The organism is Pseudomonas sp. DW-iso17, assembly GCF_058725345.1.
This window is the reverse complement of sequence record NZ_JBZXEA010000011.1, coordinates 700,722-726,176: the sequence shown is the minus strand read 5'-3', so window position 1 is coordinate 726,176 and position 25,455 is coordinate 700,722. Positions and strand designations below refer to the sequence as shown.

Below are 25,455 nucleotides of genomic sequence, written 5' to 3'. Positions count from 1 at the left end.
GCCATGCAAAAGTTGACCGTGGTACTGAGTTTGGTGGTGCTCAGCAGCGCCCAGGTGTACGCAGACACTCGCTGCGAAACGGTAAAGATGGCCGATCCAGGCTGGAGCGATATTGCCGCCACCAACGCTATCACCAGTTTCCTGCTGACGGGCATGGGCTATCAACCCAAGGTCGACACCCTGGCGGTGCCGATTACCTTCGGCGGGCTCAAGGACGGCCAGGTGGATGTCTTCCTCGGCAACTGGATGCCGGCGCAGCAGGGCTTCTACGACAAGTTCGTGGCCAACGGCGATGTGGTGCAACTGGCGAAGAACCTGGAGGGCACCGAGTTCACCCTCGCCGTGCCGGACTATGTGTGGGACGCCGGGGTGCATGACTTTGCCGACCTGAACACATTTGCCGACAAGTTCGACAAGAAGATCTACGGCATCGGCTCCGGCGCACCAGCCAATATCTCGTTGCAGGAGATCATCAAGAAAAATGATTTCGACCTGGGGCAGTGGAAGCTGATCGAGTCCAGCGAACAGGCGATGCTCGCAGAGGTCTCGCGAGCGGTGAAGAAACAGCGTTTCATCACCTTTCTCGGCTGGACCCCGCACCCGATGAACGTGCAGCTGAAAATGCGCTACCTCAAGGGCGGCGAGCAGTACTTTGGTGCCACCGGCAGCGTCTATACCTTGACTCGCAAGGGTTACGCACAAGCGTGCCCCAATGTCGGCAAACTGCTGACCAACCTGAGTTTTACCCAGGCCATGGAGAACAGCATCATGGCTGACGTGGCGAACAACAAGGTCAGCAATGCGCAGGCGGCGAAGACGTGGATCAAGGCCAACCCGGCGGTCCTGGACCAGTGGCTGGAGGGGGTGAAAACCCTGGACGGCCAGGAGGCGTTGCCGGCGGTAAAAGCCAAACTCTGACGTTAAAATCGGACGCAGAGCGTCCCGAGCAGCATTCCCACGCAGAGCGTGGGAACGATCAACTCTGACGCTTGCCGGCGACCCCGTGGGAGCTGGCTTGCCTGCGATAGCATCACCCCGGTATGCCTCTCACACCGAGGCGCCAGCATCGCAGGCAAGCCAGCTCCCACAGGTACCCATGCATATTGATACTCTTGCCAAAACCCTTTATCCGAGCCTGCGATGCCCCGGCCCAACCGCCATACACTCTTGCCTTTCCTGCGCTGGCTGCCGCGCCAAACCCGCGCCAGCGTCGGCCGGGACGCGATCGTCGGCCTCAGCGGCGCTGTGCTTGCGCTGCCGCAGTCGATTGCCTACGCACTGATCGCCGGTCTCCCACCCGAATATGGGCTCTACGCAGCCATCATCCCAGTATTGATCGCCTGCCTGTGGGGCTCGTCCTGGCACCTGATCTGCGGGCCCACGGCCGCCATCTCCATCGTGCTTTACGCCAGCATCAGCCCACTGGCCGTGCCAGGCTCCCAGGACTACATCACCCTCATACTGTTGCTGACCTTCCTCGCCGGGGTATTCCAATGGTTGCTCGGCCTGCTGCGCTTCGGCGCGTTGGTGAACTTTGTCTCCCATTCGGTGGTGCTGGGTTTCACCCTGGGTGCCGCCGTAGTGATCGCCTTGGGGCAATTGCCCAACCTGCTCGGCTTGGATTTACCGAGCCAGGCCACGGCTATCAATGGCCTGCTGGCGCTGATCGACCATCGTGGCGAGTGGGACCACGCGTCCCTGGCCCTGGGGCTGGGTACATTGCTGGCAGGTATGCTGCTCAAGTACCTGGTGCCACGTTGGCCGACATTGTTGATCGCCTTGGTGTTGGGCAGCCTGGCGGCATGGCTGTTGCCGGCGATGTTCGGGCATGTGGCACGGGTCAGTTCGTTTATTGGCAAACTGCCGCCGTTCAGCCCGTTGCCGATGGATCTGGATCTGGTGCTGCGCCTGCTGCCCAGTGCCGTGGCGGTGGGAATGCTGGGGTTGGTGACCAGCCTGTCGATTGCCCGTTCGCTGTCCGCCCGCTCGCAACAACTGCTCGACGCCAACCAGGAAGTACGCGCCCAGGGTTTATCCAACATCGTGGGCGGATTTTTTTCCGGATACCTGTCAGCCGGATCGTTCACCCGCTCGGGCCTCAGTTATGAGGCGGGTGCCTGTTCGCCATTGGCGGGGGTTTTTTCGGCCCTGTGGGTGGCGTTATTCGCGTTATTTGGCGCAACGTTGATTGCGCATATTCCGATCCCGAGCATGGCGGCGAGCATCCTGCTGATCTGCTGGGGCCTGGTGGACCACCGCGGCATTCGTGCGCTGTTCCGGGTCAGCCGCGCCGAATTTGTGGTGATGAGCCTGACCTGTGTCGCCACCTTGTTGCTGGAGCTGCAAACGGCGATCTATGCCGGGGTACTGGCGTCGCTGTTTTTCTATCTCAAGCGCACCTCGCAGCCACGGGTGCAACACTGGCGCGACGGTGAAGCGGATGTGTTGCGGGTGGGCGGCTCGATCTTTTTTGGCGCCAGCCATTACCTGCAAGTGCGCCTGCAACGTCTGCAGGGTGAGCGGGTGGTGATCGAGGCGCAGCAGATCAACTTTATCGACTATTCCGGGGTGGAGATGCTGCACCAGGAGGCGCGGCGGTTGGCGGGGTTGGGCCGTAGCTTGACGTTGCGTGGGGCCAGGCCGCAGGTGGTCGAGGAATTGATGAAGCTGGAGGGGCCGGATAACTGCCCCCTCCATTTCGAAGATTAAACCCGATCAACTGTGGGAGCTGGCTTGCCTGCGATAGCGGTGGATCAGCCAGCACATGGGTAACTGACCTATTGCTATCGCAGGCAAGCCAGCTCCCACATTAAGTGTGCCCACATCAGCGTGTGGGATCAGGCCAATTGCCGGCGCAGTTCGGCCAGTACGGGGCCCGAATCCGGACGCACGCCGCGCCACAGCAAGAAGGCTTCCGCCGCTTGCTCCACCAGCATGCCCAGGCCATCCATCGCCACCGCCGCGCCTTGCTCGCTCGCCCAGCGGCAGAATGCGGTGGGTTCCTTGGCGTACATCATGTCGTAGCAGAAGGTCTTGCCCGGCTCGATCAGGCTGCCGGCAATCGGCGGTACATCGCCTGACAGGCTGGCCGACGTGGCATTGATGATCACATCCACCGGCTCACGCAACCAGTCGAAACCACTGGCAGACACCGGGCCCAGGTCATCGAACAGCTCAGCCAGCCGCTCGGCCTTTTCCACGGTGCGGTTGGCGATGATCAACGACGAGGGTTGCTGCGCCAGCAACGGCTCCAGCGCACCGCGTACCGCGCCACCGGCGCCCAACAACAGAATGCGTTTGCCTTGCAGGCTCAGCCCGGCATTGACCGTCAAGTCGCGCACCAGGCCCGCGCCGTCGGTGTTGTCGCCCAACAACGTGCCGTCAGCCAGTTTGCTCAAGGTGTTCACGGCGCCGGCGCGCTGGGCACGTTCGGTCAGGGTATTGGCCAAGCGATAGGCCTCTTCCTTGAACGGCACGGTCACGTTGGCGCCACGGCCCTGTTGGAAAAACTCACGGGCACAGGCGGTGAAGTCCTCCAACGGCGCGAGCATCGTGCTGTAGTCCAGTTGCTCGCCGGTCTGGGCGGCGAACAGACGATGAATCAGCGGCGACTTGCTATGGCCGATGGGGTTGCCGAACACCACATAACGGTCCATCACACCGCCGCCTTGGGCGCGGCAACGCCGAGCCAGTCACGGTCTTGCAGGAAGTAGTCGGTGAGGCGCGCCTCTTCGCTGCCGGCTTCGGCCTTCCAGTCGTAGCTCCAGCGTACCTGAGGTGGCAGCGACATCAGGATCGACTCCGTACGCCCGCCCGATTGCAGGCCGAACAGGGTGCCCCGGTCATAGACCAGGTTGAACTCAACGTAGCGGCCCCGGCGGAACTCCTGGAACTGGCGTTGTTGCTCGGTGTACGCCATGGCCTTGCGACGCTGCACAATCGGCAGATAGGCATCGATGTAGGCATCGCCGATGGCGCGGATGAAGGCGAAGCAGGTGTCAAAGCCCCACTCGTTCAAGTCATCGAAGAACAGCCCACCGATGCCACGGGGCTCGTTGCGGTGCTTGATGTGGAAGTAGGTGTCACACCAGGCCTTGTAGCGGGAGTACACGTCCGGGCCAAACGGTGCACAGGCCTGCTCGGCCACGCGGTGCCAGTGAATGCAGTCTTCTTCATTGCCGTAATACGGGGTGAGATCGAAGCCACCACCGAACCACCACACCGGTTCTTCACCTTCTTTTTCAGCGATGAAAAACCGCACATTGGCGTGGGAAGTCGGTACATGAGGGTTATGCGGATGGATCACCAGCGACACACCCAGGGCCTCAAACCCACGGCCCGCCAGTTCAGGGCGATGGGCACTGGCAGACGGTGGCAGACCGCTGCCGAACACGTGGGAAAAGTTGACACCGCCTTTTTCGATCACCGAACCGTTTTCCATCACACGGGTACGACCGCCACCGCCGGCTGGCCGGGTCCAGGCGTCTTCGATAAAGCGAGTGTCCGTCTCGAAGGTTTCCAGGGCGCTGCAAATGCGGTCTTGCAGGTCAAGCAGGTAGGCTTTAACGGCCTCGGTGCGGGTAGTCATGGCATCACCTTGAATCGGGCAAAGCTACGCGAGGCCCATGGGGCGTCGGCGGCAAATGGGCGCACAGGATACCACTGCGCCTACATGCCACTGCACTTAGGTGCACAGCAGTTGACGAGGATCAAGCTTAGGAGTCCGATAGGGGGCTACGCAGATTCGAACCCAAGGAGAAGTGCAGATGGCCAAACGTATCCAGTTCAGCGCCCATGGCGGCCCCGAAGTACTTGAATATGTGGACTACACGCCAGCGGAGCCTGGCCCACAGCAGGTTCGGGTGCGCAACGAGGCCATCGGCCTGAACTTCATCGACACCTATTTCCGCAGTGGTCTCTACGCGCCGCCCGCCCTGCCATCGGGCCTGGGTGCGGAAGGCGCTGGCGTGGTGGACGCGGTGGGCAGTGAAGTCAGCCAATTCAAAGTTGGCGACCGCGTGGCCTACGGCAGCGGTCCGCTGGGTGCCTACAGCGAGCGGCATGTGTTGCCTGCCGCCAACCTGGTGCACCTGCCGGATGAGATCAGCTTCGAACAGGCCGCCGGTGCCATGCTCAAAGGCCTGACCGTGCAATACCTGTTGCGCCAGACCTATGAGCTCAAAGGCGGTGAAACCATTTTGTTCCACGCCGCTGCGGGTGGCGTGGGCTCCCTGGCCTGCCAATGGGCCAAAGCCCTGGGGGTGAAGTTGATCGGCACGGTCAGTTCCCCGGAAAAAGCCGCCCTGGCCAAATCGCTCGGCGCCTGGGAAACCATCGACTACAGCAAGGAAGATGTCGCACAACGCGTACTGGAATTGACTGACGGCAAGAAGTGCCCGGTGGTATATGACGGCGTCGGCAAAGACACCTGGCTGACCTCGCTCGACAGCGTGTCGCCACGGGGCTTGTTGGTGAGCTTCGGCAATGCGTCGGGTGCAGTGGATGGGGTGAACCTGGGAATTCTGTCGGCGAAAGGATCGCTGTACGTGACCCGGCCTACTTTGGCGACCTACGCGAACAACCCGGCGAACTTGCAGGCGATGGCGGACGATCTGTTTTCGATGATCAAAAGTGGCAAGGTGCGCATTGATATCAACCAGCGCTACTCGCTGGCAGAGGCGGCCAAAGCGCAGACGGAGTTGTCGGCGCGGCGCACGACTGGATCGACCATCCTGCTGCCTTAAGATCGTACCCACGCTCTGCGTGGGAATGCATACCGTGACGCTCTGCGTCACAAGCGGACGCAGAGCGTCCAATGCGGCGTTCCCACGCAGAGCGTGGGAACGAGCTGCACCTAGGAGGGGCGCACCACATCACCCGTCACCAGGTCCCGAATCAGGCTCGGGTTCTTGCGCCCACCCAAGGCGCCGCCCAACACCAGGTCCACTTGCCCGCGAAAATACTGCTCCACGCGAATCCGCGTGCGGGCTGCCGGACGGCCCTGTGGGTTGGCCGAGGTGGAAATCAACGGGCCGACCTCGGCGCACAAATCTCTCACCAACGGATGATCACTGACCCGCAGCGCTACGGTGTCATGCACACCCGTGACCCATTCGGGCAGCAAGTCTTGATGGGGCACCAGCCACGTATTCGGCCCTGGCCAGGTGCTGGCCATGCGTTCGATCCATGTGTCCGGGAAATCTTCAAACAGAAAGTCGAACTGACGAATATTGTCCGCCACCAGGATCAGGCCTTTGTCGACCGAGCGGTTCTTGATCGCCAGCAGCCGATCCACTGCTTCTTCGTTCCACGGGTCGCAGCCCAGGCCCCAGACCGCTTCGGTCGGATAGGCGATCACCGCGCCTGCGCGAATTTCCCGTGCGGCTTCCAGCACACGCCACCTGTTGACCATTGTTTACTCTCCGGACTAAAGCTCTGGGCAGTTTACCGATCTTCGTTACAAAACCTAGCGCCAAAAACGTCCACTACAAAAGCGGACACCGCGCCAGCCAGCGCCCGCTTTCGCAAATCACCTGGCCCTCCAACTCCAGCTCCGTCAGGGTGGCCAGCACTTGGGACAACGGCCGGCCGCTGGCAATCGCCAAGGCTTCGCTGCTATGCGGTGCCGCGTGCAGCAGCGCCACCAGCGGATGGGTCACGGGCACCGGCGCAGCAGGGGGCAACCGCTGCCAACCGCGCAGGCCTTCAAGAATGTGCTCGATGGTTTCCACCAGCACCGCGCCATCACGGATCAGTTGATGACAGCCCTTGGCGGCGGGGTGGTGGATGGAACCCGGAATCGCGTACACCTCACGCCCTTGCTCCGCCGCCAGGCGTGCGGTGATCAGCGAGCCGCTGGACATACTGGCCTCCACCACCAGCACGCCTAACGACAACCCGCTGATAATCCGGTTGCGCCGTGGGAAATTACCGGCCTGGGGCGCGGTATCCAGCGGAAACTCGGAAACCACGGCGCTGCCTTGGGCGATCATCGCCGCAGCAAGCTTGCGATGGCGCTGTGGATAAAAATTTTCCAGGCCAGTGCCAAGCACGCCGATGGTATGGCCGCCCACGTCCAATGCCGCCTGGTGCGCTGCGCCGTCAATGCCCACCGCCAGCCCACTGGTGATGACAAAACCGGCGCTCGCCAGGCTGCGGGAAAAGGCCGCTGCCGTGTCCATGCCTGGGCGAGAGGCACGCCGGCTTCCGACCATGGCCAACTGTGGTTTTTCCAGAATACCGGGGTCGCCCGCCACGAATAACAACGGCGGCGCATCGTCGATCTGCGCGAGCAACGCCGGGTACTCTGGTTGGTCCCACATCAGCAAATGCTGGGCCGGGCGCGCCAGCCAGGCTAACGCCTCACTGGCACCGTCACGGACTTTTGGGCTACGTCGGGCCTCGGCACTGATGGCGGGCAAACCGAGGGAACGCCAGGCGCTGGCGGGAGCACTCAGAGCCTTGGAAGCGCAACCAAAGGCTTCGATCAACACGTGAAAACGCTTGGGCCCCAGTTCTGGCAGCCTGTGCAAGCGTAGCCGGGCTTCCAGCTCTGCCGGGGAAATATCGCTACTGTTTATCGGATTCATATGATCATCCTTGACCGGAACAAGCTGTGGATAACTCTGTTGGTAACTTATTTAGCAGGCTATTTATTGCGCTTGTTGAGCCGTCTCGAAACGGTCTTGCACGGCTAGCGACCGTGAAGCACTGAGCACCAGGGCATAGCTGAGCTTTTCATAGGTGCGAAACACCAGAAGGGTGCCGGCTCGCTCATCCGGAAGTGGTGTGGGCGTGCCGGTGAGGGCGTCTCGAACGGTGGCGCCAGCCTTGATCACCGTCAGCAGTTGGCCCTCCACCAGGCCATCGCGGCGGCCCTTGTTCAGGGTCACAGCGTCGAGCACGCCAATCTGCGTGACGCCCTTGGGGATGTCGATGATGTGCCCTGTAATCAAGGGTGCAGGTTTGCAGGGTTCCAGGCTGACCAAAGCAACGGGAGGCTCGGCGCGCAACAAGCGGTCGCCTGGGCGGATTTCCTGGGTCACCCGTTGCACTGCGAGGGTGGTGAGGCTGTCGGCAAGCACAAAGCGCGCAGTGCCGATGTCGTCGGCATTGATGCCGAGTAACTCCTGGGTAACGGGGTCGGTGTAGGCCTTGCCTCGCCGAAAGATCCCGTAGCTCGGCTGGGCCGGGTCCAGACGCCCGCGCGCATGCACACGCTCGTCGTTGGCACCCAGCACGCGCCCGCCTTGCGCCGCAATAATGTAAGGCGCGTTATCGAGGTCCTCGGGCGAGTCAAAAATACGGTTGTGCAGTAAAAAATGCTGGATGGCCTGTTGCGCGGCCTGATCCAGGCGCTCAGTGGGTTGCGCAATCAACGCCGTGGCGAACGGGGCCCACAGCAGCAAGACGAGTAGCGATTTCCTCATGGGGTGAATCTCCTTTATTATGTGCGTTCGCGTGAAATGCCATGGCCTTCGCGGCTTCCGAGCGTTTCACACCGGCCGTATGGGTCCATCCCACCGCCGATTTGTCTCTTCCTCACATGTGCAGCAATTACGCTTATGGCTATTTTGAACATCCTCGAATTTCCCGACTCGCGCCTGCGCACGATCGCCAAGCCGGTGGCCGTAGTGGACGACAAGGTTCGTCAGTTGGTCGATGACATGTTTGAAACAATGTATGAAGCCCCGGGCATCGGCCTCGCCGCTACCCAGGTCAACGTGCATCTGCGTGTCGTGGTCATGGACCTGTCGGAAGATCGCAGCGAACCTCGGGTGTACATCAACCCTGAGTTCGAACCGCTGACCGAAGAGATGGGCGAATACCAGGAAGGCTGCCTGTCGGTGCCGGAGTTCTACGAAAATGTGGAACGCCCGCTGCGCGTGAAGATCAAGGCGCTGGACCGTGACGGCAAGCCGTTTGAGCTGATTGCCGAAGGTCTGTTGGCGGTGTGCATCCAGCATGAATGCGACCACCTCAACGGCAAACTGTTTGTCGATTACCTGTCCACGCTCAAGCGGGACAGGATCAAGAAAAAGCTGGAAAAAAAGCATCGCCAGCAAGCTTGATGCCCTTCTTCCAAAGGCTTGCTGCGGCAAGCCTTTTTCTTTTGTGACTGTTTTTAACCGAGAACTCCCATGACCGAGCCATTGCGCATTGTTTTTGCCGGCACTCCTGAATTTGCCGCCGAACACCTCAAGGCGCTGCTTGCCAGCCCTTATGACATCGTCGCGGTGTACACCCAACCGGATCGCCCGGCCGGTCGCGGGCAAAAACTGATGCCGAGCCCGGTCAAGCAATTAGCACTGGAGCACAACATTCCGGTGCTGCAACCGCCGACCCTGCGTAACGCCGACGCCCAGGCCGAACTGGCCGCGCTGAAGCCGGACCTGCTGGTGGTGGTGGCTTACGGTTTGATCCTGCCTCAGGCTGTGCTGGATATACCGCGCCTGGGTTGCATCAACAGTCATGCTTCACTGCTGCCCCGCTGGCGCGGTGCGGCGCCGATTCAACGTGCCGTTGAAGCAGGCGACAGCGAGAGCGGCGTGACCGTGATGCGCATGGAAGCCGGCCTGGATACCGGGCCGATGCTGCTCAAAGTCACCACACCGATCACCGCCCAAGACACCGGCGGCAGCCTGCACGACCGCCTCGCTGAATTGGGGCCGCCCGCCGTGATCCAGGCCATCGCTGGCCTGGCTGCCGGCACACTGGAAGGCGAGGTACAGGACGACAGCCTGGCCACCTACGCGCACAAATTGAACAAAGACGAAGCACGCATCGACTGGAGCCGCCCAGCCGTGGAGCTTGAGCGCCTGGTACGTGCCTTCAACCCGTGGCCGATCTGCCACAGCACCCTGAACGGCGAGGCTTTGAAAGTGTTGGCCGCGACCCTGGCCGATGGTGCAGGCGCTCCCGGCGAGATCATCGGCGCCAGCAAAGACGGCCTGTTGGTGGCTTGCGGTGAACAGGCGCTGTGCCTGACGCGTCTGCAATTGCCCGGCGGCAAGGCGCTGAACTTCAGTGATTTGTTCAACAGTCGTCGTGAGAAATTCGCCCTGGGCACCACGCTTGGAGTGGTCACTCAATGAACCCACGTCTGGCCGCCGCCAAGGCTCTCGCCGCCGTGCTCAACGGCAAGGCTTCGCTGAACAGTTCATTGCCCACGCAGTTGGATAAGGTTGAAGACCGCGATCGGGGGTTTACGCAGGACCTGGCCTTTGGCACCGCCCGTTGGCAGCCACGGTTGTCTGCGTTGGCCGCCAAGCTGCTGCAAAAACCGTTCAAAACGGCGGACGCGGATGTCGAGGCGCTGTTGCTGGTGGGTCTCTACCAGTTGCTCTACACCCGCGTGCCCGCCCACGCCGCCATTGGTGAAACCGTCGGCTGCGCCGACAAGCTGAAAAAACCCTGGGCCAAGGCCCTGCTCAATGCCGTGCTGCGCCGCGCCCAGCGTGAAAGCGAAACGCTGTTGGCCGAGCTGGAACATGATCCGGTGGTGCGCACCGCCCACCCGCGCTGGCTGCAAAAATCCCTGAAGGCCTTTTGGCCCGAGCAATGGGAGGCTATCTGCGCGGCCAACAACGCGCACCCGCCGATGATCCTGCGGGTCAACCGTCGCCACCACAGCCGGGATGCATACCTGCAATTACTCGCCGACGCGGCCATCAACGCCACCCCGTGCGTGTACAGCACGGACGGTATCGTGCTGGAAGCCGCCGCCGATGTGCGCAGCCTGCCGGGCTTTGCCCAAGGCTGGATCAGCGTGCAGGACGAGGCCGCGCAATTGGCTGCCGATCTGCTCGATTTGGCCCCAGGCCAGCGCGTACTCGACGCCTGCTGCGCGCCAGGCGGTAAGACGTGTCACATCCTTGAGGTTGAAAAAGACCTGGCCGGTGTGGTGGCTGTGGACCTTGAGGCCAAGCGCCTGGTGCGCGTGCGGGAAAACCTTGCACGCCTGGGCCTCAGCGCCGACCTGATCGCCGCCGACGGCCGCGACACCGCGACGTGGTGGGACGGCAAGCCATTCCAGCGCATCCTGCTGGACGCTCCTTGCTCCGCCACCGGTGTGATCCGTCGGCACCCGGACATCAAGCTGACCCGCCAGCCCGACGACATCGCCGCGCTGGCGGTGTTGCAAGGCGAACTGCTCGACGCGCTGTGGCCAACCCTGGAAGTGGGCGGCATCCTGCTTTACGCCACTTGCTCCACGCTGCCCACCGAAAATACCGAGGTCATCCAAGCCTTCCTCGCCCGCACCAGCGGCGCGCGCGAACTGGACCTCGCCACCAGCGCCGGCATCAAGCAGCCTCACGGCCGCCAACTGCTCGCGCAGGAAGGCGGGCACGATGGCTTCTACTACGCCAAACTGATCAAGATTGCCGCCGTGCGCGGCTGAATGGTTTTAAGGGAGTGACCGGATGAAAATCATCATCCTTGGAGCAGGGCAGGTGGGTGGCACGCTGGCCGAACATTTGGCCGGTGAAGCCAACGACATTACCGTGGTCGACACCGATGCCGAGCGCTTGCGCAACCTGGGCGACCGCCTGGACATTCGTACGGTGCAAGGCCGCGCGTCGTTTCCGACGGTGCTGCGCCAGGCCGGTGCCGACGATGCCGACATGCTGGTGGCTGTGACCAACAGCGACGAGACCAACATGGTCGCCTGCCAGGTCGCCCACACCCTGTTCCACACCCCGACCAAGATCGCTCGGGTGCGCGAAGCGGCTTACCTGACCCGCGCCGGGCTGTTCGACAACGACGCCATCCCGGTAGACGTCCTGATCAGCCCGGAACAGGTGGTGACCCACTACATCAAGCGCCTGATCGAAATTCCAGGTGCGCTACAGGTTATCGACTTCGCTGAAGGCAAAGCGCAACTGGTAGCCGTGAAGGCCTATTACGGCGGGCCGCTGGTTGGCCAGCAATTGCGCCAGCTGCGTGAGCACATGCCGAATGTGGAAACCCGCGTCGCCGCGATTTTCCGCCGTGACCGGCCGATCCTGCCCCAGGGCGATACGGTGATCGAGGCTGACGACGAAGTGTTTTTCATCGCCGCCAAGGCGAACATTCGTGCGGTCATGAGCGAAATGCGCAGGCTCGACGAAAGCTACAAACGCATCGTCATCGCCGGCGGTGGGCAGATTGGCGAGCGTTTGGCCGAAGCCATCGAAAGCCGCTATCAGGTGAAGATCATCGAGATGAGCCCGACGCGGTGTCGGCATTTGTCCGACACCCTCGACAGCACTGTCGTACTGCAAGGCAGCACCTCGGACCGTGACCTGCTGATGGAAGAGAACATCGCCGACGCGGATATCTTCCTGGCCCTGACCAACGATGACGAAGCCAATATCATGTCGTCCTTGCTCGCCAAGCGGCTGGGGGCGAAGAAGGTGATGACCATCATCAACAACCCGGCCTATGTGGACCTGATCCAGGGCGGCGATATCGACATTGCCATCAGCCCGCAGTTGGCGACCATCGGTACCTTGCTCGCCCACGTACGGCGTGGCGACATTGTCAGCGTGCACTCGTTGCGCCGTGGCGCAGCGGAAGCCATCGAGGCGATTGCCCACGGTGACTCCAAGTCCAGCAAAGTGATTGGCAAGGCGATCCGCGATATCGGCCTGCCGCCCGGTACCACCATTGGTGCGATCATTCGCGATGAAGAAGTGATCATTGCCCACGACGACACGGTGATCGCCACCGGAGACCACGTGATTTTGTTCCTTGTGGACAAGAAACATATCCGCGATGTGGAGAAGCTGTTCCACGTGGGGCTGAGTTTTTTCTGATTAAAAAATTGAGTGAGCCTGCCGCCGCCATCGCGGGCAAGCCCGCTCCCACATGTGATCGCGTTCCAAGTGTGGGAGCGGGCTTGCCCGCGATGACGATATCGAAACCGCTATATAGCTAAAGGACGCACAGTCATGCTCGAATCCCTGGAAAAAATGCTCGCCAAGGGTGTGGATAATTCGCTGCTGCGCTTTGGCCTGGGCAAGGGTTATCTGGACCTGAAGGACAACGCAACGGCGGCCGAGCATTTGCAGCGATGCGTCGAGTTCGATCCGAAGTATTCAGCGGCGTGGAAGTTGTTGGGCAAGGCGCGGCTGGGATTGGAAGATCGCGCGGCAGCACACCTGGCATGGGAGAAGGGCATCGAAGCCGCCCAGGCCCATGGCGACAAACAGGCCGAAAAAGAAATGACGGTGTTCCTGAAGAAACTTGATCGCCAAACCTGACGTGATCACCTGTGGGAGCTGGCTTGCCTGCGATGAAGACACCTCGGTATATCAGGCACTCCCAGGTGATGCTATCGCAGGCAAGCCAGCTCCCACATTTGATCTCCATTGGGCTGGAGGTCAGCGGTGTATCAATACCACCGCGCCTCACCCGGCGGGCGTTTCTTGAAGCGCTTCATGCTCCACATGTACTGGCTTGGGTAAGCGCCTACATAGCGCTCAACTACCTTGCTCATCGCCGCACAGGACGTCGCGGTGTCGGTGCTGTACATGTCCTCCGGCGCCGCTTCCAGGATCACCTTGTAGCCCGAGCCGTCCGGCAGGCGCAGGGCGTGCAGGAATACGCCAACGGCCTTGTGGCCCGCGAGCATGTTCGGCACGAACTTGCTGGTAAGCGCCTGGGTGGCAAAAAACGGTACGAAGATCCCGGCGGACTCAGCCGGCTCCGGGTCGGCAGGAATGCCCACCTGGCCGCCTTTGCGCACTTCCTTGATCACGCTGAGAATGCCTTCCTTGGTGGAAGCCGCCACGCGGTTGCCCAGCTGCACGCGTTGTTTGCGCAGCAGTTCGTCCACCGCCTTGAGCTTGGGCGGGCGATAGAAAATGATCGGTTTGCACTGGCTGCAATAGAAGTGGTTCAACACTTCCCAGTTGCCCAGGTGGCTGGTGATGCCCACCACGCCTTTGCCAGAAGCCAGGGCCTCGTGCAGCACTTCCAAGCCCTCGACTTCGCGGACCAGGTCGATGGAGCGCTGCGCCGGCCAGATCCACGCGCAGGCGCTTTCGGTGAGGGACTTGCCGATGTCCATCAGGCTGCGGCCCACCAGGCGCTCGCGTTCTGCAGGGTCCATGTCCGGGAAGCATTTGGAGAGGTTGATCCGCACGGTATCGCGGGAACGGTTGGGGGTTTTCCACATGATCCAGCCGATCCCCGTGCCGACGGCTTGTACGGCGCGCCAGGGCAGCAGGGCAAACAACCGAAGAGCGCCTACCAGCAAGGCGCCTTTAAACTTTTCCACAGGTCACTCCTGATCGTGTGTGGTGCGCAAAGCCGGCATTCTAACCGGCGTTGACCAAGTCCGCGTAACGGTCGCAGTCCTGGGTGTGGTCCATGACCATGCCCGAGGCCTGCATGAAGGCGTAGCAGATGGTCGGCCCGACGAAGGTGAAGCCGGCCTTTTTCAAGGCTTTGCTCATGGCTTGGGCTTCGGGCGTGATCGCCGGGACGTCGCTGCGATCCTTGAAGTGATTGACCTTGGGTTTGCCGCCGACAAACGACCACAGCAACCCCACGGGATCTTCCAGCGCCAGCCAGGCCGCGGCGTTGCGCCGGGTAGCGTTGAGCTTCAAGCGATTGCGCACGATACCCGGGTCCTGCATCAGCACCTCGATTTCGTCATCGCTCAATTGCGCCAGACGCTGCGCGTCAAAGCCGAACAACACCTTTCGATAATGCTCGCGTTTGCGTAAAACGGTGATCCAGGACAGGCCTGCCTGGAACCCTTCGAGCAAAAGCAACTCGAACAAACCCTGCGCATCGCGCAGCGGCGTTCCCCACTCTTGATCGTGATAAGCCATGTACAGCGGATCTTCAGAACACCAAAAGCAGCGTGGCATAAGGCTCCAGGGAGTGGTGGCGGGGCCGAATCGGGTATACTCCCGCTCTTTAAATCGCAGCCCAAGTAACAGGTGAATTTCGTGAGCCAGCCTACGCCAGCCGTGCGTACCTTCCAAGACTTGATCCTCGCCCTCCAGCAATACTGGGCCGAGCAAGGTTGTGTGGTACTTCAGCCCTACGATATGGAAGTAGGCGCCGGCACTTTCCACACCGCTACATTCCTGCGGGCCATCGGCCCGGAAACCTGGAACGCCGCTTATGTGCAGCCCAGTCGCCGCCCGACTGACGGCCGCTACGGCGAAAACCCGAACCGTCTGCAGCACTACTACCAGTTCCAGGTGGTATTGAAGCCCAACCCGGACAACTTCCAGGAGCTGTACCTGGGCTCGCTGAAACATGTCGGCCTGGACCCACTGGTGCACGACATTCGTTTCGTCGAAGACAACTGGGAATCGCCAACCCTGGGCGCCTGGGGCCTGGGCTGGGAAGTCTGGCTCAATGGCATGGAAGTGACACAGTTCACTTACTTCCAGCAAGCCGGCGGCATCGAGTGCTACCCGGTCACCGGCGAAATCACCTATGGCCTTGAGCGCCTGGCCATGTACCTGCAAGGCGTGGACTCGGTCTACGACCTGGTATGGGCTGACGGCCCGTTCGGCAAGGTGACTTACGGCGATGTGTTCCACCAGAACGAGGTGGAGCAGTCCACCTACAACTTCGAACACGCCAACGTCGACAAACTGTTCGAACTGTTCGACTTCTATGAAAGCGAAGCCAAGCGCCTGATCGAACTCGACCAGCCGCTGCCGTTGCCAAGCTATGAAATGGTGTTGAAGGCCTCCCATACCTTCAACCTGCTGGACGCCCGCCGTGCCATTTCGGTTACTGCGCGCCAGCAATACATCCTGCGTGTGCGCACCCTGGCGCGTTCCGTCGCCCAAGCCTACCTGCTGGCTCGCGCCAAGCTGGGCTTCCCGATGGCAACCCCGGATTTGCGTGATGAAGTGTTGGCTAAGCTGGAGGCTGCACAATGAGTGCTCAAGATTTCCTGGTTGAACTGGGCACCGAAGAGCTGCCACCCAAGGCCCTCAATACCCTGGCCGATGCATTCCTGGCCGGTATCGAAAAAGGCCTGCAGACCGCTGGCCTGAAGTTTCAAGCCAAGAAGGTCTACGCCGCGCCGCGCCGCCTGGCTGTGCTGCTGACCGCGCTGGAAACCCAGCAGCCGGATCGCAGCATCAACCTGGACGGCCCACCGCGCCAGGCGGCTTTCGACGCCGAAGGCAACCCGACCCAGGCGGCCCTTGGCTTTGCCAAGAAGTGTGGCGTGGAGCTGAGCGAGATCGACCAGAGCGGCCCGAAACTGCGTTTCAGCCAGGTCATCACCGGCAAGCCAACCGCCAGCCTGTTGCCGACCATCGTTGAAGATTCCCTGAACGACCTGCCTATCCCCAAGCGCATGCGCTGGGGTGCGCGCAAGGAAGAGTTCGTGCGCCCAACCCAATGGCTGGTGATGCTGCTCGGCGACCAGGTCATCGATTGCACCATCCTCGCCCAGAAGGCCGGTCGTGACTCCCGTGGTCACCGCTTCCATCATCCAGAAAGCGTGCGCATCACTTCGCCGGCCAACTACCTCAACGACCTGCGCGCTGCTTACGTGCTGGCCGACGCCAATGAGCGTCGCGAGCTGATCAGCAAGCGCACCGAAGAGCTGGCCCGTCTGCAAGAAGGCACCGCCATCGTGCCGCCAAGCCTGCTCGACGAAGTGACCGCCCTGGTGGAATGGCCGGTGCCGCTGGTGTGCTCGTTCGAAGAGCGTTTCCTCGACGTGCCGCAAGAAGCCTTGATCACCACCATGCAGGACAACCAGAAGTACTTCTGCCTGCTGGACGTGGACGGTAAGTTGTTGCCGCGTTTTATCACCGTGGCCAACATCGAAAGCAAAGACCCACAGCAGATCATCGCCGGTAACGAAAAAGTCGTGCGCCCGCGCCTGACCGACGCCGAGTTCTTCTTCAAGCAAGACAAGAAGCAGAAGCTGGAAGACTTCAACCTGCGCCTGCAAAACGTGGTGTTCCAGGAAAAACTCGGCAGCGTCTACGACAAGGCCGTGCGTGTTTCCAAGCTGGCGGCCTACATTGCCCCACGTATCGGCGGCGACGCAGCCTGGGCAGCGCGTGCTGGCTTGCTGTCCAAGTGCGACCTGGCCACCGAGATGGTCGGCGAGTTCCCAGAGATGCAAGGCGTGGCCGGTTACTACTACGCCCTCAACGACGGCGAGCCGGATGATGTCGCCCTGGCCCTGAACGAGCAGTACATGCCGCGCGGTGCCGGTGCAGAACTGCCGAGCACCCTGACCGGTGCGGCCGTGGCCATTGCCGACAAGCTGGACACCCTCGTGGGTATCTTCGGTATCGGCATGCTGCCCACCGGCAGCAAAGACCCGTATGCCCTGCGCCGTGCGGCCTTGGGCGTGCTGCGTATCCTGATCGACAAAAAGCTGGACCTCGACCTGACCCAGGCCGTGGTATTTGCCGTCGGCCAGTTCGGCACCAAGGTCAAGCAAGCCGGCCTGGCCGAGCAAGTGCTGGAGTTTGTGTTCGATCGCCTGCGTGCGCGTTATGAAGACGAAGGCGTGGACGTTTCCGTCTACCTGTCGGTACGTGCCCTGCAACCGGGCTCGGCACTGGACTTCGACCAGCGTGTACAAGCCGTGCAAGCGTTCCGCAAGCTGCCGGAAGCCGATGCCCTGGCCGCCGTGAACAAGCGCGTGTCGAACCTGTTGAGCAAGGCCGACAGCCTCGGCACTGCCGAAGTCGACCCGGGCCTGTTTGCCGATGCCAAGGAGTTCTCGCTGAACTCAGCCATCGCCAAGGCCGAGAACGCCGTGAAGCCGCTGATCGCTGAGCGTAACTACGCTGAAGCGTTGGCGCGCCTGGCGTCCTTGCGTGAGCCGGTGGATGCGTTCTTCGAAGCGGTGATGATCAATGCCGATGATGCTGGCGTGCGCAAAAACCGCTACGCCATGCTGGCGCGCCTGCGTGGCTTGTTCATCAATATCGCCGACATCTCCGTACTGGGCTGATCATGTTGAAACTGCTGATTCTCGATCGGGACGGGGTGATCAACTACGACTCCGACGCTTACATCAAGTCGGTGGAGGAGTGGATCCCGCTGCCCGGTTCGATCGAGGCCATCGCGCAGTTGAGCAAAGCCGGCTGGACGGTGGCCATCGCCACCAACCAGTCCGGCATCGCCCGCGGTTACTACGACATCGCGACCCTGGAGGCCATGCACGCGCGTTTGCGCGCGTTAGTGGCCGAGCAGGGCGGCGAGGTGGGGTTGGTGGTCTACTGCCCCCACGGGCCGGACGAAGGCTGCGATTGCCGCAAGCCCAAGCCTGGCATGTTGAAAATTATTGCAGAACATTACAAGGTGCCCTTGGCTGGGATATGGTTCGTCGGGGACAGCCTCGGTGACCTGGAGGCGGCCAAAGCCGTCGACTCTCAGCCAGTTTTGGTTAAAACCGGAAAAGGCGAAAAGACCCAGGCTAAAAACCTGCCGGTAGGCACCTTGATTTTTGACGATCTGGCGGCCGTTGCCGCAGAACTTATCAACAACTAGCCGCCCTCGACTTCCTGACCAAGGACTGTTCGGGAGTGCGCTTTTAGCAGGCGGGCCGTGTCCCGCAACGGTAAATGCCGCCATGTCGATCTTGCAGGCCATCAGAACCTTTTTCTTTTACCTGCTGCTGGGCACCAGTTCGTTTCTCTGGTGCACCCTGAGCTTTTTTATTGCACCGTTCCTTCCCTTCAAGGCGCGCTATCGCTTTATCAACGTCTACTGGTGCCGCTGCGCGTTGTGGCTGAGCAAGGTGTTCCTGAATATTCGTTTCGAGATCAAGGGCGCTGAAAACGTTCCTGATCAACCGTGCGTGATTCTCTCGAACCATCAGAGCACCTGGGAGACGTTCTTCCTCTCGGCGTATTTCTCGCCGTTGAGCCAGGTGCTCAAGCGCGAGCTTCTGTATGTGCCATTCTTCGGCTGGGCCATGGCCATGTTGCGTCCGATCGCCATCGACCGGGACAACCCCAAGGCTGCGCTCAAGCATGTCGCGAAGAAGGGCGATGAGTTGCTCAAGGACGGCGTCTGGGTGCTGATCTTTCCCGAGGGCACGCGGGTGCCCTACGGCACCGTGGGTAAGTTCTCACGGGGTGGTACCGCCCTGGCGGTCAACGCCAACCTGCCTGTGCTGCCAATTGCGCATAACGCCGGCAAGTTCTGGCCCAAGACTGGCTGGGCTAAACGCTCAGGCACTATCACCGTAGTGATCGGCGAACCGATGTACGCAGAAGGCGAAGGACCACGTGCCATCGCCGCTCTGAACGACCGCGCTGCGGCGTGGAATGAAGCGCAGCAACGGGCCATGGGCTCTCTGCCTCCGGAACCTGTGGTGGTGGAGACGCCGGCCGTTTGAGCATCTGTGGATAACCTGTGTACGCTTTGTTGGCGAATTGGCTTTTTTGCTTCATAACAAGCTGATTTACTTACATATTTCTGAAGCTCATAAAATTCAGAAAAACGTGCATAAGTTTTTTCTTCATAAAAAAACCGGTCCTTGTGACCGGTTTTTTATGCACAGCAGAAAAGCCGCTTTTTCAGTCCTCCAATAACGGCAGCAGCAGGATAAACGTCGAGCCCTTGCCCAGCTCACTTTCACACACGATGCGCCCACCGTGCCGCTCCAACACTGCTTTAACCATGGTCAGCCCCAGTCCAAGCCCCTCACTGCCTTGAGCCGAATCGAAACGTCGGTATTGGTTAAACAACTCCGGCAGATCCTCAGGCGCAATCCCCGGTCCCTGGTCGCTTATCCTGCATTCCAACCAACCTTGCGCACTGCCATGCCTCAACCTGACGGTGGTACCGGATGGGGAGTATTTGATCGCGTTCTCCAGCACATTGAACAACGCCCGGGTGAGCAGCGATTGGTCAGCGTAGACCATGGCCTCGTCCGCCTCATCCAGGTCGTGAACCAAATGGATGCCCTTCAACTGCGCAATCACCGCCACTTGATCAAAGGCGTCCATCACCAGCATGGCAAACAGGGTGGGCTGGAACTGGTAACCGTCCGCTTCAGCCTTGGCCAATTGCACAAAGGATTCAGTCAGGCTCAAGGCCCGCCGCACCTGCTGTTCGATCTGGGTAAACACCGGGGACTCCCCGTTGTGCACGTCCAACAGGGCAAGGATCGCTGAGTGCGGTGCACGCAGGTCGTGGGAAAGGAAACGCAGCATCGTCTCGCGGTGCTGCTGGGCTTCACGCTCCTTGCTCAGGTCCGTGAGGCTCAACAACCAGCCGAGGGCAAAATCCCCTTCGGCAGGCAGCAAAGGGGCTAGCTCCATGCGCAAACTGCGTTGGTGGATATCGCGAAACTCGACCAGTTCCAGTGCCGATAGGGCAGGGCGTACACCATTGTGCAGCGGGGGATAGCCTAGATCGGCGAGCTGTTCGACGAGGTTTTCGCCGACCAGGTCATTGCCGAATACTTCACGGGCCACGCGGTTGGCCAACAGGATGCTGCCCTGAGGGTCGGTGATCAGCGTTGCTACCGGCAGGCACTCCAGCCCGTCAGCCATAAAGCGCCGCGTATCGCGTGTACGACTGACGGCTTGTTCAAGGGCAAAGATCCGCCCTTGCAGCACATCGCCCTTACTGGCGGGCGCGCGACGACGTTCCGGAAGCACCTTGGGTTCGTTATCCAGACGTGCCAGTTCCCAGCCAAAGTAGGCGAGAATTACGCTCAGACGTCGCCAATTCCAGATCAGGTAACTCAGCAACAAACCGATCAGGCATGCTGCGGGGCTCCACCAGTGGCCCAGGCGCAATAAGCCCCATGAGCCCAGCAAAGCCACGGCCATGCACGCCAAGGTCATCCACAGGGCGTAACGGGGGCGCACAAGCAGAAGGCCCAGCAGCAGGGCCACCAGGGACGTTGCTAGCAACGCCGCCAGCCAGCCGGGCAAATCGACGATGCTGCGGCCCTGCAATAAACCATTCAGTACGTCCGCCTGGATCTCAACGCCCGCTGTGGTACCTACGGTGGAAGAGAGCGGCGTCACGAAACGATCGGCCATGCCATAGGCTGAGGCGCCGATCAGAACCAGGCGACCACGCAGAGACTCGGGAGGTACCTCGCCCCGCAATACGCTGACGTAGGACAGACTGGGAAAATGGTCTGGTTCCGAAGTGAACGGCACACGGATTTCATGTTCCTGGTGCCAGTGACCTCCAGTAGGCTCTTGCGGCAGGCCCGGCATCGTCTCGGCATGCTCGCTCATGACGAACGCCAGCCACGCCAACTGAGGAAGCGTGCTCCCCGGCGGGCCTTCACGTAGATACACGCTGCGCACCACACCGTCGTTGTCCGCTTCGACGTTGATGTGACCGACACCCTTGGCGCACTTGAGCAGTGGCGACAACGGCGCTATGGGAGCCTTGGGGCTGACGCTGCTGTCTCCGGCGATGGGCAGCAATACATTGCCGGCTTTGCATACGGCATCGGCCAGGCGCTGGTCGTCATGACTGTGGTCGGTCTCACTGAAGATCACATCCAACAAAATGCCCGCCGGCTGTGCGGCGTTCACGCGTTCAATCAGCTCGGCATGTACGCTGCGCGGCCAAGGCCATGGGCCAAGTGCTTCCAGGCTGGGTGCGTCGATGGTCACCAGGACGATGCGTGGATCTACCGGCAAGGGCGTGAGGCGGCGCAGGCTGTCATAGAGCGGATTATTGAGCGCTAAGCCAGCGCTCAAGGATAAGTAGGCCGTAAAGGGCAGGAGTACCAAACCGATCAACAGCCATTCACGAACCAACCCATGGAACAAAAGCTGGGCCTGGGTAGGTTGGCGTTTCTCGGTTTTGCGCCAGAGCTTCACAGGGCTAGCGCCATGAGGGGGCCAAGGCATTGATGGTCGTTAAGTAAAGATGTCATAAGCCCAGGATCTCTCTCCATGGGGTTGCGATGAAGTGCATGCAGTGTTCTGAAACCAGTGAAGCTTATTTCGGTCTCATTGGAGGAACTTCCCACGACCGCGCAATGAACGATACCGCACATTGGAGCGGGCATAACGCCCCGGCGAGGCGATCACACCGACGCTTTTACGGAACGACAGGAGCCGGTATCTTCTTTGAGGATCGTAGTGGATTGAGTTTACGGCGCTTTCAGCGTATCGAGAGATCCAGGCACTGTAGAATCCGTCCATAATTATTCAGATTCATAGGCCGGCATTTGTACAGCATGTGCCCCCCATTCAAGCTCTCGTATTTTTGTAGGAAGGACCCCGCCCATGCGTGTCGCAATACTGGATGACGAACCCGCAGAGTTGCGACGGGTGGAACAGACACTGCGACAGATTCCCGGTCCGGCTGAACAGCCCTGGTCCCTGCATTTTTTTGAACGTGGCGAAGACCTGCTACGCCAGCTACGTCGGGAAACCTTTGACCTGCTGATCCTCGACTGGCAACTGCCGGATATCTCCGGGATCGCGTTATTGCGCTGGACCCGCGAGCACATGGAGTCGCCTCCCGCCGTTATCATGCTCACCAGTCGCGATGCCGAAAGCGATATCGTGACGGCGTTGAACAGCGGGGCGGACGACTATGTCAGCAAGCCGTTTCGGCCCAACGAACTCAAAGCCCGAGTCAGCGCCGTGCTGCGGCGCCACGGTTTGCAAAAGTCGGCTACCCAGGAAGTGCAGAGCTTTAACGATCTGACGTTCGACGATGCCGAACTGACCGTCACCCGAGCGGGCAAGCCCATTAACCTGACAGAACGGGAATACCGTTTGGCAAGTTGTCTATTTGCCAACCTGGCCCGGCCGTTGTCTCGCGAGTATCTCTATGAGCGGTTCTGGAGCCACGAAGAAATGGTGTCGTCGCGGCCGTTGGACACGCATATCTACCGCCTGCGCAACAAGCTAGGGCTGACCGCGGATCGCGGTTGGCAGCTGCTTACCATCTATGGGTACGGGTATCGGTTGGAGAGTGTGACACCCGCTGTGGAAAGTTAAATAGGCTGATGTTCCACGTGGAGCATTTAAAAAATGCGCGACTACGAACCAACAAAAAAGGCCAACGCTAAGCGTTGGCCTTTTTTTTAGCAGATGTTCCTGATCAGAAGTCCAGGTTAGACACCGCCAAGGCATTGCTCTCGATGAAGTCACGACGAGGCTCGACCGCATCACCCATCAGGGTGTTGAAGATCTGGTCGGCGCCAATGGCGTCTTCGATGGTCACGCGCAGCATGCGACGTTGAGCAGGGTCCATGGTGGTTTCCCACAGCTGATCCGGGTTCATCTCGCCCAGACCTTTATAGCGCTGGATGGTATGACGCTTGGTGCTTTCCGCCATCAACCAGTCCAAGGCTTCCTTGAACTCCTTGACCTGCTTCTTGCGTTCGCCACGCTGAATGTAAGCACCGTCGTCCAGCAGGGTGCTCAATTGCGCGCCGAGGGTAACCACGGTCTTGTAGTCGTTGCTACCGAAGAAGTCGCGGTTGAAGGTGACGTAATTGGACAGGCCGTGGGAGATCAGTTCGACCTCTGGCAGCCATACGTTACGTTCACGGTCCTCACGCAGGCTGGCTTTGTACACCAGACCAGACTTCTCCACAGTACGCAGGCGCACTTCGTATTGGGCCAGCCAATCCTGCATGGCGGCGTGATCGCCCAACTGCTCCAGGCTCACGGCCGGCAGATAGATGAAGTGCTCGGTCAGCTCCTGTGGGTACAGGCGCGACAAACGCTTGAGTGTCTTCATGACCATACGGAAGTCGTTGACCAGGCGCTCCAGCGACTCACCGGAGATACCCGGCGCTTCGTCATTCAAGTGCAGGCTGGCATCTTCCAGGGCCGACTGCGTCATGTACTCTTCCATGGCGTCGTCGTCTTTGATGTATTGCTCTTGCTTGCCCTTTTTCACTTTGTACAACGGCGGCTGGGCGATGTAGATGTAGCCACGCTCGATCAGCTCCGGCAACTGACGGAAGAAGAAGGTCAGCAGCAGGGTGCGGATGTGCGAACCGTCGACGTCAGCATCGGTCATGATGATGATGTTGTGGTAGCGCAGCTTGTCGATATTGTACTCATCGCGGCCAATACCGCAGCCCAACGCCGTGATCAAGGTGCCGACTTCCTGGGAGGAAATCATCTTGTCGAAGCGGGCCTTCTCAACGTTGAGGATCTTACCCTTCAACGGCAGGATGGCCTGGGTGCGACGGTTACGACCCTGCTTGGCGGAACCGCCAGCAGAGTCACCTTCCACCAGGTACAGTTCGGAGAGGGCAGGGTCCTTCTCCTGGCAGTCAGCCAGTTTGCCTGGCAGGCCGGCGATATCCAGCGCGCCTTTGCGGCGGGTCATTTCACGGGCCTTCCGTGCGGCTTCACGGGCGCGTGCAGCATCGATCATCTTGCCGACAACCAGCTTGGCTTCGTTCGGGTTTTCCAACAGGAAGTCGGAGAAGTACTTACCCATTTCCTGTTCAACCGCAGTCTTCACTTCGGAAGACACCAGCTTGTCTTTGGTCTGGGAGCTGAACTTCGGATCCGGTACCTTGACCGAGATGATCGCCGTCAGGCCTTCACGGGCATCGTCACCGGTGGTGGCGACTTTATGTTTCTTCGCCAAGCCTTCCGCTTCGATGTAGGTGTTCAGGTTACGCGTCAGCGCAGAACGGAAACCCACCAGGTGAGTACCGCCATCGCGTTGTGGAATGTTGTTGGTGAAGCACAACAGGTTCTCGTTGAAGCTGTCGTTCCACTGCAGGGCGATTTCCACGCCGATGCCATCTTCACGCTGGATGTTGAAGTGGAACACCTGGTTGACCGCGGTCTTGTTGGTGTTCAGGTATTCAACGAACGCTCGCAGGCCACCTTCATACTTGAACAGCTCTTCCTTGCCGCTGCGCTCATCCTTGAGGACGATGCCGACACCGGAGTTAAGGAAAGACAGTTCGCGAATCCGCTTGGCCAGGATGTCCCAGCTGAAATGGATGTTTTTGAAGGTTTCTTCCGATGGCTTGAAGTGGATCTGGGTACCGGTGGTTTCACTGTCACCGACGATTTTCATCGGCTCCTGTGGTACGCCGTGGACGTAGGTCTGCTCCCAAATCTTGCCGCTACGGCGGACAGTGAGGATCAGTTCTTCGGACAGGGCGTTCACTACCGACACACCTACACCGTGTAAACCACCGGATACTTTATAGGAGTTGTCGTCGAACTTACCGCCAGCGTGGAGCACGGTCATGATGACCTCTGCCGCCGAAACGCCTTCTTCTTTGTGCACATCTACCGGGATGCCACGACCGTTGTCACGCACGGTGATGGATTCATCCGGGTGGATGATAATGCTGATGTCGTCGCAGTGACCGGCCAGAGCTTCGTCGATGGAGTTATCGACCACCTCGAACACCATGTGGTGCAGACCGCTACCATCATCGGTGTCGCCAATGTACATACCGGGACGTTTGCGTACGGCATCCAAACCTTTCAGCACTTTAATGCTGGTCGAGTCGTACGTGTTTTCTTCGCTCAT

Annotated in this window: 22 protein-coding genes; 13 read left to right on the top strand and 9 right to left on the bottom strand. The window is 60.3% G+C overall.

Annotated features, from left to right (window positions below; all coding sequences use genetic code 11):
• Window positions 1-3 precede the first annotated feature (3 nt).
• A complete protein-coding gene (choX, locus tag AC4PS6_RS11185; RefSeq protein ID WP_014716297.1) occupies window positions 4-918 on the top strand; it encodes a choline ABC transporter substrate-binding protein in 915 nt (304 codons plus the stop codon).
• Window positions 919-1,140: 222 nt separating this feature from the next.
• The gene (locus AC4PS6_RS11180; protein WP_020301423.1) at window positions 1,141-2,709 is read left to right on the top strand and encodes a SulP family inorganic anion transporter; all 1,569 of its coding nucleotides are present in this window, start codon (window positions 1,141-1,143) and stop codon (window positions 2,707-2,709) included.
• 128 nt (window positions 2,710-2,837) lie between these two features.
• Here the strand turns inward: AC4PS6_RS11180 and aroE are convergent, their stop codons facing one another.
• Together aroE and hemF are read right to left on the bottom strand one after the other, a co-directional pair.
• Window positions 2,838-3,656, bottom strand: a complete 819-nt coding sequence (gene aroE, locus AC4PS6_RS11175) for a shikimate dehydrogenase (RefSeq protein ID WP_014716295.1) — start codon at window positions 3,654-3,656, stop codon at window positions 2,838-2,840.
• A complete protein-coding gene (hemF, locus tag AC4PS6_RS11170; RefSeq protein ID WP_014716294.1) occupies window positions 3,656-4,588 on the bottom strand; it encodes an oxygen-dependent coproporphyrinogen oxidase in 933 nt (310 codons plus the stop codon). The genes aroE and hemF overlap by 1 nt, the downstream gene beginning before the upstream one ends.
• Window positions 4,589-4,766: 178 nt before the next feature.
• Here hemF and AC4PS6_RS11165 point away from each other — a divergent pair, with 178 nt between their 5' ends.
• Window positions 4,767-5,744, top strand: a complete 978-nt coding sequence (locus AC4PS6_RS11165; protein ID WP_336827186.1) for a quinone oxidoreductase family protein — start codon at window positions 4,767-4,769, stop codon at window positions 5,742-5,744.
• A 110-nt stretch (window positions 5,745-5,854) separates the two neighbouring features.
• On the opposite strand, the gene tsaC is transcribed toward AC4PS6_RS11165, so the two are convergent.
• The 3 genes from tsaC to AC4PS6_RS11150 form a co-directional block, all read right to left on the bottom strand.
• A complete protein-coding gene (gene tsaC / locus AC4PS6_RS11160; RefSeq protein ID WP_014716292.1) occupies window positions 5,855-6,412 on the bottom strand; it encodes an L-threonylcarbamoyladenylate synthase type 1 TsaC in 558 nt (185 codons plus the stop codon).
• 73 nt (window positions 6,413-6,485) lie between these two features.
• Entirely contained in the window at window positions 6,486-7,589 is a 1,104-nt protein-coding gene (gene dprA, locus AC4PS6_RS11155) for a DNA-processing protein DprA (RefSeq protein ID WP_020301424.1), read from the bottom strand.
• A 63-nt stretch (window positions 7,590-7,652) separates the two neighbouring features.
• On the bottom strand, window positions 7,653-8,429 hold the full coding sequence (locus tag AC4PS6_RS11150) for a peptidoglycan-binding protein (protein ID WP_103452227.1): 777 nt from the start codon (window positions 8,427-8,429) through the stop codon (window positions 7,653-7,655).
• A gap of 135 nt (window positions 8,430-8,564) precedes the next feature.
• On the opposite strand from AC4PS6_RS11150, the gene def reads away from it, so the two are divergent.
• The 5 genes from def to AC4PS6_RS11125 all read left to right on the top strand — a co-directional run bounded on the left by def (window position 8,565) and on the right by AC4PS6_RS11125 (window position 13,244).
• Window positions 8,565-9,071, top strand: a complete 507-nt coding sequence (gene def, locus AC4PS6_RS11145; RefSeq protein ID WP_003187273.1) for a peptide deformylase — start codon at window positions 8,565-8,567, stop codon at window positions 9,069-9,071.
• 69 nt (window positions 9,072-9,140) lie between these two features.
• Window positions 9,141-10,094 carry a methionyl-tRNA formyltransferase gene (gene fmt, locus AC4PS6_RS11140; RefSeq protein ID WP_014716289.1) on the top strand — a complete coding sequence of 318 codons (954 nt, stop codon included), beginning with the start codon at window positions 9,141-9,143 and terminating at the stop codon, window positions 10,092-10,094.
• Complete coding sequence (rsmB, locus tag AC4PS6_RS11135; protein ID WP_336827187.1) at window positions 10,091-11,401, top strand: 16S rRNA (cytosine(967)-C(5))-methyltransferase RsmB; 1,311 nt, start codon at window positions 10,091-10,093, stop codon at window positions 11,399-11,401. The genes fmt and rsmB overlap by 4 nt, the downstream gene beginning before the upstream one ends.
• A 22-nt stretch (window positions 11,402-11,423) precedes the next feature.
• A complete protein-coding gene (trkA, locus tag AC4PS6_RS11130) occupies window positions 11,424-12,797 on the top strand; it encodes a Trk system potassium transporter TrkA (protein ID WP_492180809.1) in 1,374 nt (457 codons plus the stop codon).
• 135 nt (window positions 12,798-12,932) lie between these two features.
• The gene (locus AC4PS6_RS11125) at window positions 12,933-13,244 is read left to right on the top strand and encodes a tetratricopeptide repeat protein (protein ID WP_014716286.1); all 312 of its coding nucleotides are present in this window, start codon (window positions 12,933-12,935) and stop codon (window positions 13,242-13,244) included.
• A gap of 131 nt (window positions 13,245-13,375) precedes the next feature.
• Here AC4PS6_RS11125 and AC4PS6_RS11120 read toward each other — a convergent pair whose 3' ends face one another.
• Together AC4PS6_RS11120 and AC4PS6_RS11115 are read right to left on the bottom strand one after the other, a co-directional pair.
• Entirely contained in the window at window positions 13,376-14,263 is an 888-nt protein-coding gene (locus tag AC4PS6_RS11120) for a lysophospholipid acyltransferase (protein WP_014716285.1), read from the bottom strand.
• Between the two features lie 40 nt (window positions 14,264-14,303).
• Window positions 14,304-14,861, bottom strand: a complete 558-nt coding sequence (locus AC4PS6_RS11115; protein WP_014716284.1) for a DNA-3-methyladenine glycosylase I — start codon at window positions 14,859-14,861, stop codon at window positions 14,304-14,306.
• An 81-nt stretch (window positions 14,862-14,942) separates the two neighbouring features.
• Here AC4PS6_RS11115 and glyQ point away from each other — a divergent pair, with 81 nt between their 5' ends.
• From glyQ to AC4PS6_RS11095, 4 genes are all read left to right on the top strand, one after another.
• Window positions 14,943-15,896 carry a glycine--tRNA ligase subunit alpha gene (glyQ, locus tag AC4PS6_RS11110; protein ID WP_003187265.1) on the top strand — a complete coding sequence of 318 codons (954 nt, stop codon included), beginning with the start codon at window positions 14,943-14,945 and terminating at the stop codon, window positions 15,894-15,896.
• Entirely contained in the window at window positions 15,893-17,947 is a 2,055-nt protein-coding gene (gene glyS / locus AC4PS6_RS11105) for a glycine--tRNA ligase subunit beta (RefSeq protein WP_020302121.1), read from the top strand. The genes glyQ and glyS overlap by 4 nt, the downstream gene beginning before the upstream one ends.
• Complete coding sequence (gene gmhB / locus AC4PS6_RS11100; RefSeq protein WP_173877514.1) at window positions 17,947-18,486, top strand: D-glycero-beta-D-manno-heptose 1,7-bisphosphate 7-phosphatase; 540 nt, start codon at window positions 17,947-17,949, stop codon at window positions 18,484-18,486. Before glyS ends, gmhB begins: the two co-directional genes overlap by 1 nt.
• An 82-nt stretch (window positions 18,487-18,568) precedes the next feature.
• Complete coding sequence (locus tag AC4PS6_RS11095; RefSeq protein WP_032901527.1) at window positions 18,569-19,339, top strand: lysophospholipid acyltransferase family protein; 771 nt, start codon at window positions 18,569-18,571, stop codon at window positions 19,337-19,339.
• Window positions 19,340-19,520: 181 nt separating this feature from the next.
• On the opposite strand, the gene AC4PS6_RS11090 is transcribed toward AC4PS6_RS11095, so the two are convergent.
• Window positions 19,521-21,800, bottom strand: a complete 2,280-nt coding sequence (locus AC4PS6_RS11090) for a CHASE2 domain-containing protein (RefSeq protein ID WP_336827188.1) — start codon at window positions 21,798-21,800, stop codon at window positions 19,521-19,523.
• Window positions 21,801-22,211: 411 nt separating this feature from the next.
• On the opposite strand from AC4PS6_RS11090, the gene AC4PS6_RS11085 reads away from it, so the two are divergent.
• Window positions 22,212-22,934 (top strand): response regulator transcription factor, encoded by a 723-nt coding sequence (locus AC4PS6_RS11085; RefSeq protein ID WP_014716281.1) that lies wholly within the window; start codon window positions 22,212-22,214, stop codon window positions 22,932-22,934.
• Window positions 22,935-23,037: 103 nt separating this feature from the next.
• Here the strand turns inward: AC4PS6_RS11085 and gyrB are convergent, their stop codons facing one another.
• Window positions 23,038-25,455 (bottom strand): DNA topoisomerase (ATP-hydrolyzing) subunit B, encoded by a 2,418-nt coding sequence (gene gyrB / locus AC4PS6_RS11080; protein ID WP_003187253.1) that lies wholly within the window; start codon window positions 25,453-25,455, stop codon window positions 23,038-23,040.